At 35.2% G+C, this 17054-nt stretch carries 13 protein-coding genes and 1 riboswitch; of the genes, 8 read left to right on the forward strand and 5 right to left on the reverse strand.

The annotated features are described in order from the left end of the window. Positions 1-152 precede the first annotated feature (152 nt). From trxA (ACHZAX_RS02950) to ACHZAX_RS02975, 6 genes are all read left to right on the forward strand, one after another. Positions 153-509 carry a thioredoxin gene (trxA, locus tag ACHZAX_RS02950; protein WP_101311350.1) on the forward strand — a complete coding sequence of 119 codons (357 nt, stop codon included), beginning with the start codon at positions 153-155 and terminating at the stop codon, positions 507-509. A 149-nt stretch (positions 510-658) separates the two neighbouring features. Further along, positions 659-1102 carry a thioredoxin gene (trxA, locus tag ACHZAX_RS02955; RefSeq protein ID WP_320017961.1) on the forward strand — a complete coding sequence of 148 codons (444 nt, stop codon included), beginning with the start codon at positions 659-661 and terminating at the stop codon, positions 1100-1102. Positions 1103-1191: 89 nt separating this feature from the next. Next, positions 1192-1288, forward strand: a riboswitch (TPP riboswitch). A gap of 63 nt (positions 1289-1351) precedes the next feature. After that, a complete protein-coding gene (locus tag ACHZAX_RS02960) occupies positions 1352-3814 on the forward strand; it encodes a TonB-dependent receptor (protein ID WP_320017962.1) in 2463 nt (820 codons plus the stop codon). Positions 3815-3868: 54 nt separating this feature from the next. Further along, positions 3869-4459 carry a nicotinamide riboside transporter PnuC gene (gene pnuC / locus ACHZAX_RS02965; RefSeq protein WP_320017963.1) on the forward strand — a complete coding sequence of 197 codons (591 nt, stop codon included), beginning with the start codon at positions 3869-3871 and terminating at the stop codon, positions 4457-4459. A 53-nt stretch (positions 4460-4512) separates the two neighbouring features. Continuing rightward, entirely contained in the window at positions 4513-5130 is a 618-nt protein-coding gene (locus ACHZAX_RS02970) for a thiamine diphosphokinase (protein WP_320017964.1), read from the forward strand. 263 nt (positions 5131-5393) lie between these two features. Then, positions 5394-6653, forward strand: a complete 1260-nt coding sequence (locus ACHZAX_RS02975; RefSeq protein ID WP_320017965.1) for a hypothetical protein — start codon at positions 5394-5396, stop codon at positions 6651-6653. 52 nt (positions 6654-6705) lie between these two features. On the opposite strand, the gene ACHZAX_RS02980 is transcribed toward ACHZAX_RS02975, so the two are convergent. Genes ACHZAX_RS02980 through ACHZAX_RS03000 form a run of 5 tightly spaced genes read right to left on the reverse strand, consistent with a single transcriptional unit; the run spans position 6706 to position 12486 of the window. After that, positions 6706-8571, reverse strand: a complete 1866-nt coding sequence (locus ACHZAX_RS02980; protein WP_320017966.1) for a sensor histidine kinase — start codon at positions 8569-8571, stop codon at positions 6706-6708. 39 nt (positions 8572-8610) lie between these two features. After that, positions 8611-10035, reverse strand: a complete 1425-nt coding sequence (dacB, locus tag ACHZAX_RS02985; protein WP_320017967.1) for a D-alanyl-D-alanine carboxypeptidase/D-alanyl-D-alanine endopeptidase — start codon at positions 10033-10035, stop codon at positions 8611-8613. After that, entirely contained in the window at positions 10028-10228 is a 201-nt protein-coding gene (gene xseB / locus ACHZAX_RS02990; protein WP_101259469.1) for an exodeoxyribonuclease VII small subunit, read from the reverse strand. The genes dacB and xseB overlap by 8 nt, the downstream gene beginning before the upstream one ends. Then, positions 10221-11633: an exodeoxyribonuclease VII large subunit gene (gene xseA / locus ACHZAX_RS02995; RefSeq protein ID WP_320017968.1), complete on the reverse strand. Its 1413-nt coding sequence runs from the start codon at positions 11631-11633 to the stop codon at positions 10221-10223. The genes xseB and xseA overlap by 8 nt, the downstream gene beginning before the upstream one ends. 52 nt (positions 11634-11685) lie before the next feature. Then, on the reverse strand, positions 11686-12486 hold the full coding sequence (locus ACHZAX_RS03000; protein ID WP_320017969.1) for a toxin-antitoxin system YwqK family antitoxin: 801 nt from the start codon (positions 12484-12486) through the stop codon (positions 11686-11688). 329 nt (positions 12487-12815) lie between these two features. Here ACHZAX_RS03000 and ACHZAX_RS03005 point away from each other — a divergent pair, with 329 nt between their 5' ends. Together ACHZAX_RS03005 and ACHZAX_RS03010 are read left to right on the forward strand one after the other, a co-directional pair. Continuing rightward, positions 12816-13502 (forward strand): hypothetical protein, encoded by a 687-nt coding sequence (locus ACHZAX_RS03005; RefSeq protein ID WP_101311359.1) that lies wholly within the window; start codon positions 12816-12818, stop codon positions 13500-13502. 402 nt (positions 13503-13904) lie between these two features. Further along, the gene (locus tag ACHZAX_RS03010) at positions 13905-17027 is read left to right on the forward strand and encodes an SIR2 family protein (RefSeq protein ID WP_320017970.1); all 3123 of its coding nucleotides are present in this window, start codon (positions 13905-13907) and stop codon (positions 17025-17027) included. Positions 17028-17054: the final 27 nt, after the last annotated feature.

The raw sequence follows: 17054 nt of genomic DNA on the forward strand, positions 1-17054 counted from the left end.
TAAATCCCTGATTCATTGCGCTGACAAAATTACAATTATTTAGATGGAATCTATAAAAACAAGCAAATTTTGAATTTGGCATACGAATTGTAAGATATAAATATGTATATTTATACATGTAGAATGATTGTATTATTTTAATATTGAAGGTTATGGTAGAACATTTGACAGTAGAAACATTTAAAGCGAAAGTATTCAATTTCGAACAAAATAAAGATTGGAAATTTGAAGGCAACCGACCTTGTTTGGTTGATTTTTATGCAGATTGGTGTGGGCCATGTAAAGCTGTTGCTCCTATTTTAGAGGAATTACAGGAAGAGTATGGTGATAATCTGGATATTTACAAGATTGACACTGAAAAAGAACGTGAGTTGGCATCAATGTTTGGAATTCAGAGCATTCCGTCTTTGTTGTTCATTCCTACAGACGGGCAGCCACAGATGTCACAGGGTGCTATGTCAAAAGAATCATTTAAGCAGGCATTTTCCGAGGTTCTTGGTGTAGGTTAATAATGTTTGCAGCTTAAAATTTTATTAAAGCTCCTGGATAATAATGATGGTTCTGAAAAAAGTATCATTTTTGTAAGAGAGTAATAATAAAAAAAGAAGTTGAACGAGGGGTTGTTCTTTTGTTGGGTTACCTCTGTAAAGAAACAAAGATGAAAAAAATATTTTTTGCATTGTTTGTAGCAATGATAAACTTAAGTGCATTTTCTCAGACAGCAAATGAAGTCATTCACTTGGATGATAATAGTTTTAAGGAAAAGGTATTTGATTTTACAAATAGTAAAGAATGGAATTTTAAAGGGGATAAACCTGTAATCGTTGATTTTTATGCAACATGGTGTGGTCCGTGTAAACGTGTTGCGCCTGTGCTTGAAGAGCTTCAAAAGGAATATGGACAGGACATTCAGATTTACAAAGTTGACACCGATAAATCACCAATGGTTTCAGGGGCATTTGGAATTAAAAGCATACCAAGTTTTTTATTTATTCCTGCTAAGGGAAAGCCAACAATGGCACAGGGAGCTTTACCAAAAGAAACATTTGTAAAAGCTATAAAGGATGTTTTGGGTGTTAATGCACCTGAATCAATTAAATAGGGTTGAAAAAAAGAAAGTTTAGGTTTTAGGAAGAGCCGGCATTTAGCCGGCTCTTTTGTTTTTGAACTATTTCCGATTACCTTTGTGGCAAAATCACAGTGGGGTGCCTTAAATAACAGGCTGAGATCATACCCTTTAAACCTGATCCGGATAATGCCGGCGTAGGGAAAATTGCGAATTAACTTTTCGCCAACCTGATCTTATTACAACCTCATTGCAATATATTATTAACGTTTTAACTTATAAACAATGTTTACAAGAAAGATGAACTGTGTTTTACGCAGAGCAGCAGTGTTAATTTTATTGCAATTTGTATGTTTTATTGGATTCTCTCAACTTACCTTAACCGGTAAAGTTACCGATAAAGCAGGAAAAGCACTTCCGGGTGCCACAATCGCAGTAAAAGGAACTTATTTAGGAACCGTTGCCAGTTCGAATGGTACATACAGGTTTCAGAATTTAAAAGAAGGAAACTACAGTTTTGTGGTTTCATTTTTGGGTTATGAAAGTGCTCAAAAAGAAGTGAAGCTGAGTAAGTCAGAAGAAATTGACTTTAATTTGGAAGCATCTGCCATTATGGCCGATGAGGTTCTTGTTGCTGCTACCCGTGCGGATTCAAAAACACCCGTTGTAGTGACTAATGTGAGTAACGAAGAGTTATCAAAGAGAAATTTAGGACAGGATATTCCTATGCTTTTATCGATTACGCCTTCATTTGTAACTACATCAGATGCCGGATCGGGTGTAGGTTATACCGGTTTTCGTATTCGAGGTTCAGATGCCAATCGTATCAATGTAACGGTAGATGGTATTCCTTTGAATGATTCTGAATCTCATGGTGTTTATTGGGTAAATATGCCTGACTTTACTTCATCTTTAGATGATATTCAAATACAGCGTGGAGTTGGTACTTCTACCAATGGAGCTGGTGCTTTTGGTGCGAGTATTAACATGCAGACACAGAATGTGAATGCTCAGCCTTATGCTGAAATTTCAAGTTCGGCTGGGTCATTCAATACATTCAAAAATACAGTTAAGTTAGGAACAGGACTTAAAAAAGGTTTTGCTTTTGATATGCGTCTATCAAAAATCACTTCTGATGGGTATATTGATAGAGCAAGTTCTAATCTTCAATCGGCTTATTTCTCAGCAGGCTATTTTGGCGATAGAACAAGTGTAAAGGCTAATGTTATTGTAGGGAAAGAAAAAACTTATCAGGCTTGGAATGGTGTACCTAAAGTTCGTTTGGAAAATGATGAAACTGGAATGCAACGTTATGCTGATCACTGGTTAGTTAGCCAGGAAGTGGTTGATCATATGATGGCTTCTGATTCACGAACTTATAATCAGTATACCTATAAAAATGAAACCGATAATTATTGGCAGAAGCATTATCGTTTATATTTAACACACTTGTTTTCGGATAATACCAAGTTCAATATGGCTTTTCATTATACACAAGGTGAAGGTTATTATGAGCAGTTTAAGAAAAATGACAAGCTGAAAGATTATGGTTTGGCTCCTATTGTTATTGGAACTGAAACCATCGAAAAAACTGATGTTATTCGTCGTAAATGGTTGGATAATGATTTTTACGGTACAGTATTTTCTTTTTCGAAGAAAATGGAGGGACTTAATTTTGTTGCTGGTGGTGGCTGGAACAAGTACGATGGTGATCATTTTGGTGAAATCCGATGGATGAAAAATGCTGGTGATGCATTTTTAGGTGATAAGTACTACGACAATAATGGTACTAAAGAAGAATATAATGCTTATCTGAAAGCAAATGTTGCCGTAGATAATTCGTTGAGTTTATATGCCGATATGCAATTGAGAGGTATCGATTATAAAATTAAAGGGATTGATTCGGATTTGAGAGATATTACTCAGAAACATGATTTTTTATTTTTTAATCCTAAAGTAGGCTTCAATTATGAGTTTAATGAGAATCACCGTTTATTCGCTTCGTTTTCTATAGCTAACCGTGAACCTAATCGAAGTAATTATATCGATATTGAAGAAGGAAAAGTTCCAACAAGCGAACGTTTGTATGATTATGAATTAACTTATAAAATTACAAAGGCTAATTTCCTTCTTGAAACTAACCTGTTCTATATGAATTATAAAGATCAGCTGGTTTTAACTGGTGGAGTAAATGATGTAGGTTCAGCTTTAATGATGAATGTTGACAGATCGTATCGTAGAGGTATAGAATTAAGTGTAGCAACGAATATCACAAAATCATTTTTATGGAAAGGTAATTTATCTTTAAGTGAAAATAAGATTAAAAATTTTACCGAAGGTGTTGAGAATTGGGATGAAGGTGGAAATTCATTGTTCTACTTAGGAAAAACCAATATCGCTTTTTCTCCTAATGTAATTGCTAATTCAATTTTTTCTTATAACAAATCAGGTTTTGGTGTTCAGCTTATTGACCAATATGTAGGTAAGCAATACATCGATAATTCATCAAATAATAATAGGAGTCTGGATGCTTACACGGTATCTAATATGAACTTTTCATATGAATTTAAGCCTGAATTTGCTGAGAGTATAAAATTCAATGTTTCGGTTAATAATGTATTTGATGCAGAGTACGAATCGAATGCATGGGTTTATTCATACATTTCAAGCGGTGAACGTTTTGCGATGGATGGGTATTTTCCACAAGCAGGAATTAACTTTCTTGCTGGCGTAACAGTAAGATTTTAAATAAATTTGCAGGGACACAGTAGGTTGTGTCCCTGCAAAATATATTCTAACAGCATGAATTGGATTGTTGATAATACCATTGAAATAATTGGAACCATTGCCGGTTTAATCTTTCTTTTTTTAGAAATCAAACAGAATAAATGGTTGTGGCCGGTTGGGCTTTTAACCTCGGTGATGTACATTTATGTGTTTTTTATTGCCAAGTTGTATGCCGACATGTCTCTTCAATTCTACTATGTTTTTATTAGTATTTACGGTTGGATTGTTTGGTCGAAAGGAGCTGGTCAGAAAGAAATTCCGGTGACCAAATTATCCAAAGGATTGTTTTTGATTCTTTTTGGAGCCAGCATGCTAATCTATGCTGTTATCTCATATATACTGGTGGCTCATACTGATGCTTCTATTCCATATTGGGATGCTTTTACAACAGCCTTGAGTATTGTTGCTACATGGATGCTGGCAAGGAAAATTTTAGAGCAATGGCTGGTTTGGGTAATTGTAAATGCGGTTTCTTTGGGGCTGTATATCTATAAAGGACTGTATCCAACTTCTGTTCTTTTCTTTTTTTATACTGTTTTGGCAGTGGTAGGATATATTCAATGGAAAAAAGATATGCTTTATACTGAAGCAATTTCCCGCGAATAATTACTTTTGTGTTTGGTAAAATTCAAATTCTGAAAGATTTAGATTAAGTAAGCATGCAAAAGAAAGCGGTAATTCTGGCTAATGGCTCATTCCCTACACACAAAATTCCTTTAAACGAATTAAAATCCTCAAAATATATTGTTTGCTGCGATGGTGCAATCAATAAATTGGATGAAGCTGGAATTGAGCCTTTCGCAATTGTAGGCGACCTGGATTCTTTAAATCCGGAAATGAAATGGAAATACCGCGATATCATTCACCATTTTGCCAATCAGGACAGTAATGATTTAACCAAAGCCATTAACTGGTGTCTGGAAAATAAATTTTCTCAGGTTATTATTGTGGGAGCAACCGGACAGCGTGACGATCATATGATTGGAAATGTGTTTTTACTGCCGCAATACGCAAAAAAAATTCGTGTGAGAATGCTTACCAATTATGGTTGTTTTACACCGCTTCTTCGTTCAAAAAATTTCGACAGTTACACTCGTCAGCAAGTTTCAATATTTTCTCCCAATTCGGAGACTTTAATTTCTACAGCCAACTTACGATATGCATTAACAGAGCAAAAACTGGAACTGATGAATCAGGGAACCCTAAATGAATCGATGGGGGACAGTTTCCGAATTGAATTTGAAGGCGGTCCGTTAATCGTTTATCAGGAATATTGAGATATCTGCATGATAGATAATTCTTTATTTTTTCTGAAATTCTTTTAAAATGCTTTGTTAGGTTTTTGTAAGTATTTGATTGTCAGGATGATTTGCTTAATATGTGTTTCAGTATAAAGATCTGAAAATAAGCACACTGCAAAACGATCTAATATCTCACATCTAAAATCTAACGATCTATTGCAAATGAAAAGCTGTTTTATAATATTCTTATAAACGAATATTCCTGTATATCTTTGCGACGCAAAAAACTAATACAATCTATGAAAAAAATTAACTACCTACTACTTTTAGCACTTTTCTGTGTTGGCATCCCTAAGCTTAATGCTCAAGAGAAGAAAGACGAAATTAAGGTGAAATTCGGAGGTTATGTACACTCTTTATTTACTTATGATACTCGTCAAACAGTTAGTGCCCGGGAGGGATTCATATTACTTTACCCACAAGATGAAGATTTGGATGCTGCCGGAAAGGACATGAACAAAGGTGGCGTTTATAATATGGCTGTTATTCAGTCGCGTGTAAATGCAAAAATTGCAGGTCCTGAAATTTTAGGAGCGAAGACCAACGGTTTATTGGAAGCAGAGTTTATCGGCAATGCAGAATCGGATGTGAACGGGTTGCGTTTGCGTCACGCTTTTGTGAATTTGGATTGGGGCAAGACTTCTTTGTTAATAGGACAAACATGGTCACCATTATTTGATGCTGAAATCTTTCCAACTACAGTTGGTGCCAATGCCGGATTGCCGTTCAAAGCTTTTGCGCGTAATCCTCAGCTGCGTTTAACGTACAAAACAGAGCATTGGAAATTGTTGGCAGCTATTGCATCGGAGCGTGATTATACAAGTACCGGACCCGACGGAGCGAGTAACAAATATTTAAGAAATTCAGGATTGCCTATTCTTCAGGGACTGGTTCATTACTATGCAGGAAAGCATGTGTTTGGACTAAGTGGAGAGTTTAAAAACATCAAACCATCTTTAACAAGTACAACCGGATCATTAGAAGATGGTAACTTAACCAAATGGAAGAATGATGAAACACTTTCGTCGTGGGCTGTGGTTGCATCTTATAAATTGAATTTAAAACCAATTACTTTTAAGACTCAAACTACTTACGGCACCAACTTAACTGATGTGTTAATGTTAGGTGGATATGCAGCGAAAAGTTTAAATCCAATGACTAATGAAGCCAGTTATACAGGTATAAAGGTTTTAGGTACATGGACTGATGTTTCTTACATTAAAAATAATTTTGAGTTGGCCTTACATGCCGGTTATTCAAAAAATATGGGTGCTGATGATAAGGTTATTCCAGGTATGATTTATAGCCGGGGAAAAGATATTGGAGAATTGTATCGTATTGCGCCACGGGTTGCGAAACGTTTCGAGAATTTGAAGATGGAATTGGAAGTAGAATATACAGCAGCAGCTTACGGTGATGTTACTGAGAAAGCAGAAGTTGAGAATACCCATTGGGTAGGAAATACAAGAATTTCGGTAGGCTTGTACTATTTCTTTTAAATAAGGAATTGAATTGAATACAGAAGGCGGACAGAAATGTCCGCCTTTATTTTTAAAACGGAATGGTAAAATAGAAGGTGGTTCCCTCATTTGGTTTCGAGATAAACCAAATTTCGCCTCCTAAAAGCTCAACCAGACTTTTACTGATTGCCAATCCCAATCCGGTACCTCCATATTTCCTTGTATCAGCATTTAAATCAGCCTGACGGAAACGGTCGAAAATAATTTTTTGTTTGTCTTCAGATATTCCGATTCCTGTGTCTTTCACAAAAAACCGGAGGAAGTCTCCTTTAATATCATATCCAATTTCAATTGTTCCTATGTTGGTAAATTTTATTGAATTTTCGATTAAATTATTGAAAATCTGAACCAAACGCATTGTGTCAGTATTGAATTCAGTGATGCTTTTATCATCAGGAACAGTAGTTATAATGGAAAGATTTTTATTATCATGCAAGTCCAGTATAGCTTCGTAAATTTCATTCAGATTTACGAATAGATTATCCAGAACACATTTGTTTTTCACAATTTTTAATTGATTGGTCTCAATTTTCGAGATGTCCAGTATGTCACTGATTAAGCGAAGCAGGTGTTTTGTGTTTCTTTGAATAATTGAGATAAAGCGGGTACGTTTTTCTTTTTCTACACCATCACCGGCCAATAGATCGGTAAAACCTAAAATGGCATTCATTGGAGTTCGGATTTCGTGCGACATATTGGCCAAAAATGCCGATTTCAATCTACTTGATTCCTCGGCTGCTTCCTTAGCAATTTTTAGTTCTTCGTGATTGGCTTTTATTTCCAGCAAATGAGCTTTTTCTTTTTGAGCACGAACCTTTCGTAAATGCATATTAATGGTCATCACAATGATAATAATTGTAAGAAGAATCAATACTGTTAGGGTTAGAATAACAATTTCTTTGTTTTCGCGGACAAAACTGTATGGTTCATTTATAATACGGGAATCTTTAGGGAGTTTCGATCTGTCAATATTGAATTGAGTTAGTTGTTTGTAGTCAAAACAATTCTCGTATTTTGCCTTTTGGGAAGGAATATCATCTATACTAGTACCTGATAGGACTCTTTTTGCCATTTCGGTAACTTGTTTTCCTTGATTTCTACCCGTAATTAATGTTCCTCCTACAGCCCCGTGACCCATGTAAAAATCCCAAACACAGTAAATTGGTACCTTGCAATAAGGTATTACTTCTCTAAAACTATCTTCGTAAGTATAATACTTCCCTTCAGAATCTCTATTGTAAAGCAGATATAAAACAATCGAATTTTTATCCAGCGAGGAGAGCTCTTTTTGAAGATTCGGCATATAATCCGGTTGAATGATTCTGTAAGGAATCAATTCTTCCATGTTTTTGATATCATCTTCAACAAATTGTACCATGGCTTTTCCTGTGGTGGTTTTGTCGCTGACGATAACAAGTTCTGAAAACTTTGGGTGATTTTCTTTAATGAGATGAATGGTAGAACAAAAATCCATATTTTCGAAAACTCCGCTGTATCCTTTCGGAACGTCAATAGTTGAGTTCAAACCGCAAAACAATACAGGTACAGAGCCAAAAATCTGATTCTTATATTCTAATAAGAAATCATAAGCATTGTTGTCTGTAGATATAATTAAGTCGAATTTCCTATTCTTATATTTTTCCTGATAAAATTTGGCAAGCAAATTCAAATAGTTTTGCGGGAAAAATCTTTTTGTATCCATATCCTCTATGTAAACAGAATAGGATGATTCCGTTGAAAGCTCCCGCTTGATACTTGATACGATGGAGTCGGTCCAGCTTAATCCATTGTGGTAGGAATTTAAGACTAAAATATCTTTCTGATTAGCGGAAAAACCTTTAAAGCAGAAAACCAGAACAAGGGATACAATGGGTAGGTACTTCTTTAAAATTCTCATAAACATCAAATTAGATCAGTAAACAGATGCAATCTGAAGTTATGAATTATAAAGCTGATTTAAAAGAGTTAAAAGTTTAATATTTACAGCAGATGATGAGCAGGAATAATTATTAATTAAAATTGTTACTGCATATTCTTTTCCTGATTTTGTTGCCAGATAGCCGCAATAAGTTCTTACGCCGGTCATCGAGCCGGTTTTAGCCTTCCAGTTCCCTTGCAGATCACTATTCCGGCCGAACGATTTTAAAGTGCCTGATATCCCGGCAACAGGCAATGAAGAGCTAAACTCATTTGAATACCTGCTCTGATACATGATTCTTAAAATCTGATCGAAAAAGTCTGCAGAAACAGCGTTGAAGTGGGAGAGTCCGCTGCCATCGAACAGTGATATGTATTTTGTGGGAAGACCTTTTTGATTCCAGAAATTTTTAACAGCTTCAATTCCATTTTCCCAGCTTGCCTTTCCTGATTCTTTTGCTCCAATCTCGAAAAGCAGATGATCGGCAAAAAGGTTGATGCTTTTTTGATTGGTAAGGCTTACAATGTCTTTCAGCTCCGGAGAATTCAAATTAAGAAGCAAACTTCTTTCTTTAGCAGGAAGAACCTTGTTTTCTATTGAGATTCCTACTTGCAGAAACGATTGATTCAGAGATTCGATTAAGCTGTTTTTTGGCTGCAAAAGGGCTCCTTTCACTTCAAATTGGGCTCTGTTTTGTGGAATGCTTCCTTCAATCCTTCGCTGATTACTGGTATTTCCACCAAAAATATAGGCCAGGTCGCGGTTTACAGCCGAGCTGATTACCTGATTATCAAAAACCAATCCTGTGTTTTGCGGTTCTGTTTTTGTCAATTGTGTTGCAGTGCCGGCTTTTCCCGATGAAAAAAACAGGCTGTACATATTATCATGAAAGCTAAGTCCGTTGGGAATTGCACCGTAGTAATTTCCGATATCTTCCCAGATCCATGTTGCTGGAATTTTGGCTTCAATATAAGAGTCGTCAGCCAGTATTTTTCCTTGGATTTTCAGGATGCCAAGTGCCTTAATTTTCTCTGCAATCTGTTGCTCAATCGGTTTTTCGTTCTCAAAATATTTCGACCCCAGTGTTGGATCTCCAAAACCTTTCACAATCAGATTTCCAACAAGAGTTCCATTTTTAAGAAGTTCTCCGTCGGTTTCAACTTGCGTTGTAAACTGATAATTGCTTCCTAAAATTTCCAGGGCAGCAGCCGTGGTAATTAATTTTTGTGTTGATGCGGGAACCAAGGCCAAATGAGCTTGGTTCATTGCTAAATTTTTACTTGTTTTCACATCCGAGACAACAATTCCTATTCCGGCCGAATAAAAACAGCTGTCCGATACAAACTCATTCACGTAAGTCTGTAATTTGTTAGGCCTGGGTTTCTGAGCTTCACAAGAAATTCCCAATAAGGAAACAATGAAAACAAGCAGTAATTTATTCATCCATCTCATTTAAAATTTTCTCAACTTCTTTTTCGGTATTGTGAAGCTTCTCTTTGCAGATTACAAGAAGCTCCGAAACCCGTTTTACTTTATCCGATAAATCATCCACATCCAGCTCGTCATTCTCGATGGAAGCAATGGTTTCTTCAATTTCGGTAATTGCATCGCGGTAGCTTGTCTTTTTTTTAGCCATTTGTATTTAATTTAGTCGTTTTAGTTTTTCGGTTGATTTTTTGAACCTGACTTTCAACGCTTCCGTTGGCAAACCGGGTTTCAATAATGTCTTGGGGTGATAGCTGATCAATATCCTTTATTATTTTTCCTTCTTTCAAACTTAAGGTATATCCTTTTTTCAGAATATGATCAGGATTAAGATATTTTACCGATTGCCCGAATAATGACAGATGGTGTTTCTGCTGCTCAATCTGTCTCTTAATCTTGGTTTTAAGTTTTATTTGCAACTGATTGATAAGCGTTTTTTGATTTTCAATTCTTCGTTCTGTAGAATACTGAAATTGTGAATTCAGTCTTTGCTGATAATGAAATTGATTGCCCAGCAAATGCGTGCCTGCAGTTTTTAGTCTCTGTTTGGCTGCACTCAGCTGATTCGATTTCCGTTCCAGTATCTGACTCACCATGGGCGAGAATTTGTTGGTTAAGTGCACCAGTTTTTCCGATGAGGATAAAAGAACTTCATTCACCTCTTCTAAAAATTGCTCGCGTAAACCATTCTGATATTCTCTGCATTCGTCGAAACAATCAATTAAGAATTCGGCAGCAGCAGTTGGTGTTTTTACTTTGGTATGAGCCACCAAATCAACAATCGTTTCATCTCTTTCGTGTCCGATACCCGAAATTACCGGCAATGGAAATTGAGCAATATTAAAAGCCAGCCAATAGCTGTCAAAACAATTTAAATCTGCCTGCGAGCCACCACCACGAATAATAACGGCAACATCAAATACATCTTCGTATTCATTTATTTTATCGAGAGCAGCAATTATCGATTCTTCGGCATTATTTCCCTGCATAACAGCCGGAAACAATTTGTAGTGGAATTTGTAGCCGAATGAGTTGTTATCGAGCTGATTTGTGAAGTCGTCGTAGCCTGCAGCCGTAGGCGAGGAGATGATGGCAATGCATTTTGGAATTTCAGGAAAAGCCAGTTCCTTATTCATTTCCAACACACCTTCTTCATCCAGCCGTGCAATAATTTCTTTTCTCCGTCGGGCCATGTCACCCAAAGTGTAGGTGGGGTCAATGTCTTTGATATTTAAGGAGAAACCATAAATTTCCTGAAACTCAACACTTACATTTACCAATACTTTTATTCCTGACGAAAAAGACTGACCTGTTGTTGTTTCGAAGTAAGGTTTCAGCATCCGAAAGGTGTAGGACCAAATGGTAGCTTTTGCTTTTGCAATAATCTGATCGCTGTTTTTATCTTTTTCAACCAGTTCCAGATAACAATGTCCGTTTTGATTGTAACGCAGTTCACTAATTTCAGCCACAATCCAAACGCCCGAAGTAAATGTATCGGAAAGTATATTTTTTATTTGCTGATTCAGCTGAAAAAGACTGATTCCTTTTTGGCTCATCTACTTATAATTAATGAAGTTGTGTTTCGGAGAATGGTAAATATGCAGGTGTTTATCTCATTTGCGAGCGAAGATAGGAATCCGGATCATCAACAAATTTTTCAGGATCGATTAAATGATCCTTTTGTTTCTCCATTTCCTCTAATTTTTTCTGTTGGATACTATCCAGTTCATCCTGATTGCCGGCAATGCCGTTTTTGTATTCTATATTGAAAAGAAGTTCGCCTTTTTCAGAATAAAAATCCCATTTCCCGTCACGTCTGTTGTTTTTGTAGGTGCCGCTAAATTCGATCACTCCATTTGGGAAGTACGATTGAGTTGTTCCATCTAAATTTCCGGAGCTGTAATTCGCTTCCAAATAGGTTTGTCCGTTTTCAAAAAAGCGTTTCCAGATTCCATGACGTTTGCCATTTAGGAAGTTAAGGGTTTCGGCAGGTTTTCCGTTTTTAAAGTAGTACACACTTTCACCATTTTTTATTCCCTTATTAAATGTTTCGCTGGCGCGGATGTTTTTATTCTTATCGAAATACACCCAAATGCTGTCTTTTTTCGATTGTATGAAATTTCCTTTTGCAATTAATCCTGCAGATTCATTGTAAAGAATAGCTTTCGCTTTTTGTCCTTCACTGGTGAAAAATAATTCAGCTTTTAAATTGCCGTTTTCGTGATAACGTTTCATTTCTCCAATCGGGAAATTGTCTTTAAAAGTTCCGGAATATTTAAGCCTGCCATTGGTGTGTGATTTTTCCCATACACCTTGTTTGTTCCCCAGCTCATCGGTTCTGTTAATTTGCTGTGCAAAGTTTAGCAGCGGCAAAAGGATAAAGGCGAATAATAGTATTTTTTTTGTCATCTTATTTTTATTGGGTCTATACAAAACTACTAAAAGATTGATTGATGCTAAAAAAAACAGATAGCTTTTCCCATTAAAATCAAGACCTTTTCCTATGCGATTCAAAAAACATGTTGTATATCATTTTTTATATTTTTCCGATCGTGCTGATTTTTTGTATTTTATGAGTCGGAAATGATCGAATTTCGTGTAATTATGTTATGAATTGCAGAAAGATTATTTCTTTAATTTTCGATGCTGTTTTATAAAAGATTCTGTAAGTGGTGAGATAGAATAGCAGCAAAGAAAGAGAGTGTAAAAATGTATGCATAACTAACAAAAATGGTGGTATGGAAACAATAGATTTTCCTTTTAGTTTTGATGAAATGCCGGTGGCGGCAAAATTCTTGCTGGATAGTTACACCCGGGATATGGCAGATTTCAACAGAATGTATCCGATATTCGATGAGACTTTTAAAGCCCGTGTAAGTGAACAAATTCAACGGGCAAAAGAATATGTGAATTGTGGTCCCGAGGGAGTACAGATTCAAAACCTTCGTTCTGGAATTTATAAACGGATCGAATCTCTGAACAACATGATACTTGAGGTTCAGGATAACTTCCCGGTATCCCGGATAAACGAATTTGATAAGATTGTAGAAATCGTTGAAAAGAAGGATTTGAAAGCCATTCTCACAGTGATTCCAAAATTCATAGTGCAGTTGGAAGCGAATATTCCCCGCGAAAATGCCGAGGTCACCCAAACGATTATTGAAAAAATTTTGACTCTTTTTCAGGTGCTCAAATTAAATAGAATAGAACTCAATCGTTTGCTTAACTCAAGAGGTTTGCTGAAAGAAGAAGTATTCCGTTGTTTGAATCATTTGTGGGCAACCATGCAGGATATTATGGAAATAGGCCAGGATTTGTATAGAAAATCAGATCCTATGAAATGCGTGGAGTACGAATCGAACTATTTAAAAATGAAAGTGAAAAGTTTTTGGCTGCATACCAGTCAGGATTTGGTAGCGTCCTGACATTTCATAATTAATTAAACTCTAAATAAAATACAAAGCCCGTTTTGAACCTTCGAAACGGGCTTTTTGTTGCCATCATACAAACTAATAGTACCTGCATAAATAAGGTTGCATTATCCTTTATTTGTTAGTCTATACTACGCTGTAAAATATTGTGGGGAATGTTTTGTTTCCGGATTCTTGTTTTGTAGATTTAGTGTGCGAATTCATAGAAAAACGCGCATTTGTTTTTGCAAAAAATTAAGAGTCCAGTAGACGATATTTTAACCGATAATAACAAGAACAACAATAGTTTAATAAAGCTACAGATAAGTGATATAAGACGCATAGCGTCTTATCCACTTGTTATGCCAATACAAAAAACGAGCTGTATAAACATTGAAGCTAGAAAAATAAAACTATATGAACCAATTACAATTTGATGAATTTCTGAGGTCTGTCGTAATAAGTAAGGATGACACTTATGCTCTTTTATTAGGAGCTGGAACATCAATTAGCTCAGGGGTTCCATCAGCAAATGATTGCATTTGGGATTGGAAAGGAACAATTTATAAAAGCAATAATTCTTCAGCAAATGACTGGATTAATAACTTTAGAAATCCGAAAGTTCAGAAAACTATACAGACGTGGTTGGATAACCAAGGAAATTACGTAGAGAATGGTTGTAAAGAAGAGTATTCGTTTTATGCAAAAAAGTGTTTCCCAATAGATAAAAATAGAAGTCAATATTTTCAAAAAATCTGTTCCAATGTAAAACCTGCTATTGGATATAGAACAATTCCTTTACTAGCTAAGCAAGGCATATTGGATTCCGTTTGGACTACAAATTTAGATGATTTAGTTATTAATTCATGCGTATTTGGTGGTGTGCAAGGAATAGAAATAGCACTAGACACAGTTAGTAGAATAAATCAAAGAACTCAAAATAGAACAGAATTACCAATTATAAAGCTCCATGGAGATTTTAAATATGGAGACTTAAAGAACACAGATGAAGAACTTCAAGAACAAGATGAAACATTTAGACAAAAACTGATTGATTATCTAAGTGACAAACATTTGATTGTACTTGGTTATAGTGGTCGTGATTCTTCATTAATGAAAGCTTTAACCGATGCCTATTCCCAAAAAGGTGGTGGTATGTTGTTCTGGTGTGGTTACCATAATGATTATAGTCAAGAGGTGTCAGATTTAATAGGACATGCCAGTAAAAATAACAGACAAGCTTTTTATGTTCCTACTGATGGCTTTGATACCACGATGTTAAATATTACTAAGTTAGTTGTTGAAGGGCATAGTGATTTAAAAAAAGAGCTCTCCTCAATACAGCAAGTAAATAATAGTAATGAGGCATTTACTCCATTTGATTTAAAGCCCCCACGAATTAACAAAGTACTTAAAAGTAACTGCTTCCCTTTAAAATTTCCTGACGAAGTTTTTGTGTTTGATGCTATTCTGGATGGAAAACCATGGGATATTGTTAATGATATTGCACTTAAAAGAAGTGATATAACTGCAATCCCACACGAAGGTAAAGTATGGGCTTTTGGAACTTTGTCAGTTGTAAAAGAAGCTTTTAAGTCAGTTATTTTAGGTGATATTGTTAGAAAGCCATTAACTGACACCCGAATTTATCATTCAGGGATAAACTCGCTAATGTTGACAGCAATCTGTAAAATTTTAGCATTGCCTAAAGGTTTAAAGACAAATTTTAGGGATAAAATATGGTCAGACCTATATCAACAAATCGCAAATCAAAAGGTATATAATTCTATAAGACTCGCATTAGAGAAGGTAAATGGTGAGTTTTATCTCACTCTTAATCCTAGTTTCACACTTGGAAAGGACGACATTTCAAAAGATATAATTCAGCAAGTAGGAGTATCATTTTACCATAAGATTTGGAATAGCAAGTTCAATGAATATGTTGAAAGTTGGAGAAAAGCTCTGTTCACAAAAGACAAATATGATTTTCCTGAAAATTCGGGAAGTGGATTTAGCTTTATAATCAGTAAAGCTCCCATATTCACAAATATCTGTGACCTAAATAATAAGTACACAAACACTCATAATGTTCCAGACAAATTTATAAAGCTTTGTGGTGTTCAGTTTAAAGAGTCTTCATTGTTATTTTCGACAAAGCATGGGAATAATCACTCTACGGATACTCATCCTATGCGTGGATTAATAGAAAACAAACCTTTCGAGACCAACCTGAATACATTCCTAGATACGACTATCAAATTGGGTGTAATTTCACCAGAACAAGATTCAAAAATTGTTTTTGAATTTTTATCTAAACAAAATCAAGAGATTCCAAAATACAGCGATAAGGAGGATTATATTATAGATTTCAAGGGTTTTTATAATACCTATGGCTTAAGCCTAAATATTCCAGAACCTACAGCTAATGATTGGGAAACAATTTCGGAACCTCAGAGCAATATTTTTAAAGAGAATATTCATGAAATAAAACGAAATATTTGTGATAAAATAACCAAGCTAAGTGCTACAGGTAATCAAAAAGTATTGGTTATTTATATTCCAGAAAGATGGGAAAACTTCACTAGTTACCATGACGATGATGAATCATATGACTTACATGATTATATTAAGGCTTTTTGTGTAGAAAAAAGAGTCACCTCTCAATTTATAAGAGAAAAAACTATTAGAGATTTAAAACAGAGCTGTCAAATAAACTGGTGGTTATCATTATCTTATTTCGTTAAATCTTTAAGAACACCATGGATATTAAGCAATGCAGATAAAACAACAGCTTTTGCTGGAATAGGTTACAGCATTGATTCAAAGAAAGAAGATAAAGGTCATATTATTTTAGGTTGTAGTCATATATATAGTTCTTCTGGCGAAGGTTTAAAGTATAAATTATCAAAGATTAGTAATGAGAAAATACAATGGAGACATAAAAAGCCTCACCTGAGCTATGATGATGCTTACGAATTTGGTAAAAATGTGATTAACCTGTTTTACGAGTCAATGAACGAAATACCAAAGAGAGTTGTGATTCATAAAAGAACTTTTTTTACGGAAGATGAAAAAAAAGGCATCCTTGATAGTTTATATGATAATACAAATATTGAATCGGTCGACTTAGTTGAAATTAACTTTGAAGATGACATAAAATATGTTTCAAGTAAAATAAGAAATGGAGAAACAGAAATTGATGGATTCTCTGTTTCAAGAGGGACTTGTATACAATTAAATGCTAGTGAGGCTCTACTTTGGGCGCATGGTGTTGTACCATCAGTTAAAAATCCGCATTATAATTTCTATCCAGGAGGTAGGTATATTCCAAAACCTTTAAAAATAATTAAGCATCATGGTACTGGTAGTTTAGAACAAATTGCGAATGAAATATTAGGATTAACCAAGATGAATTGGAATTCATTAAATATGTATTCACAATTACCAGCGACTATTTCTTCTTCCAATGATATAGCAAGAATTGGTAAACTGATAGAGAATAAAGAAAAAATAGAATATGATTATAGATATTTTATATAGACTAAATAAATAAAGTGCAGGCGGTAA

This window comes from Labilibaculum manganireducens, from assembly GCF_963665805.2.
In the GTDB taxonomy this organism is placed as follows: Bacteria; Bacteroidota; Bacteroidia; order Bacteroidales; family Marinifilaceae; genus Labilibaculum; species Labilibaculum manganireducens.

Coding starts and splice junctions, on each gene's coding strand:
- trxA (WP_101311350.1), top strand. CDS start 153: ATGGTAGAACATTTGACAGTAGAAACATTTAAAGCGAAAGTATTCAAT.
- trxA (WP_320017961.1), top strand. CDS start 659: ATGAAAAAAATATTTTTTGCATTGTTTGTAGCAATGATAAACTTAAGT.
- ACHZAX_RS02960 (WP_320017962.1), top strand. CDS start 1,352: ATGTTTACAAGAAAGATGAACTGTGTTTTACGCAGAGCAGCAGTGTTA.
- pnuC (WP_320017963.1), top strand. CDS start 3,869: ATGAATTGGATTGTTGATAATACCATTGAAATAATTGGAACCATTGCC.
- ACHZAX_RS02970 (WP_320017964.1), top strand. CDS start 4,513: ATGCAAAAGAAAGCGGTAATTCTGGCTAATGGCTCATTCCCTACACAC.
- ACHZAX_RS02975 (WP_320017965.1), top strand. CDS start 5,394: ATGAAAAAAATTAACTACCTACTACTTTTAGCACTTTTCTGTGTTGGC.
- ACHZAX_RS02980 (WP_320017966.1), bottom strand. CDS start 8,571: ATGAGAATTTTAAAGAAGTACCTACCCATTGTATCCCTTGTTCTGGTT.
- dacB (WP_320017967.1), bottom strand. CDS start 10,035: ATGAATAAATTACTGCTTGTTTTCATTGTTTCCTTATTGGGAATTTCT.
- xseB (WP_101259469.1), bottom strand. CDS start 10,228: ATGGCTAAAAAAAAGACAAGCTACCGCGATGCAATTACCGAAATTGAA.
- xseA (WP_320017968.1), bottom strand. CDS start 11,633: ATGAGCCAAAAAGGAATCAGTCTTTTTCAGCTGAATCAGCAAATAAAA.
- ACHZAX_RS03000 (WP_320017969.1), bottom strand. CDS start 12,486: ATGACAAAAAAAATACTATTATTCGCCTTTATCCTTTTGCCGCTGCTA.
- ACHZAX_RS03005 (WP_101311359.1), top strand. CDS start 12,816: ATGGAAACAATAGATTTTCCTTTTAGTTTTGATGAAATGCCGGTGGCG.
- ACHZAX_RS03010 (WP_320017970.1), top strand. CDS start 13,905: ATGAACCAATTACAATTTGATGAATTTCTGAGGTCTGTCGTAATAAGT.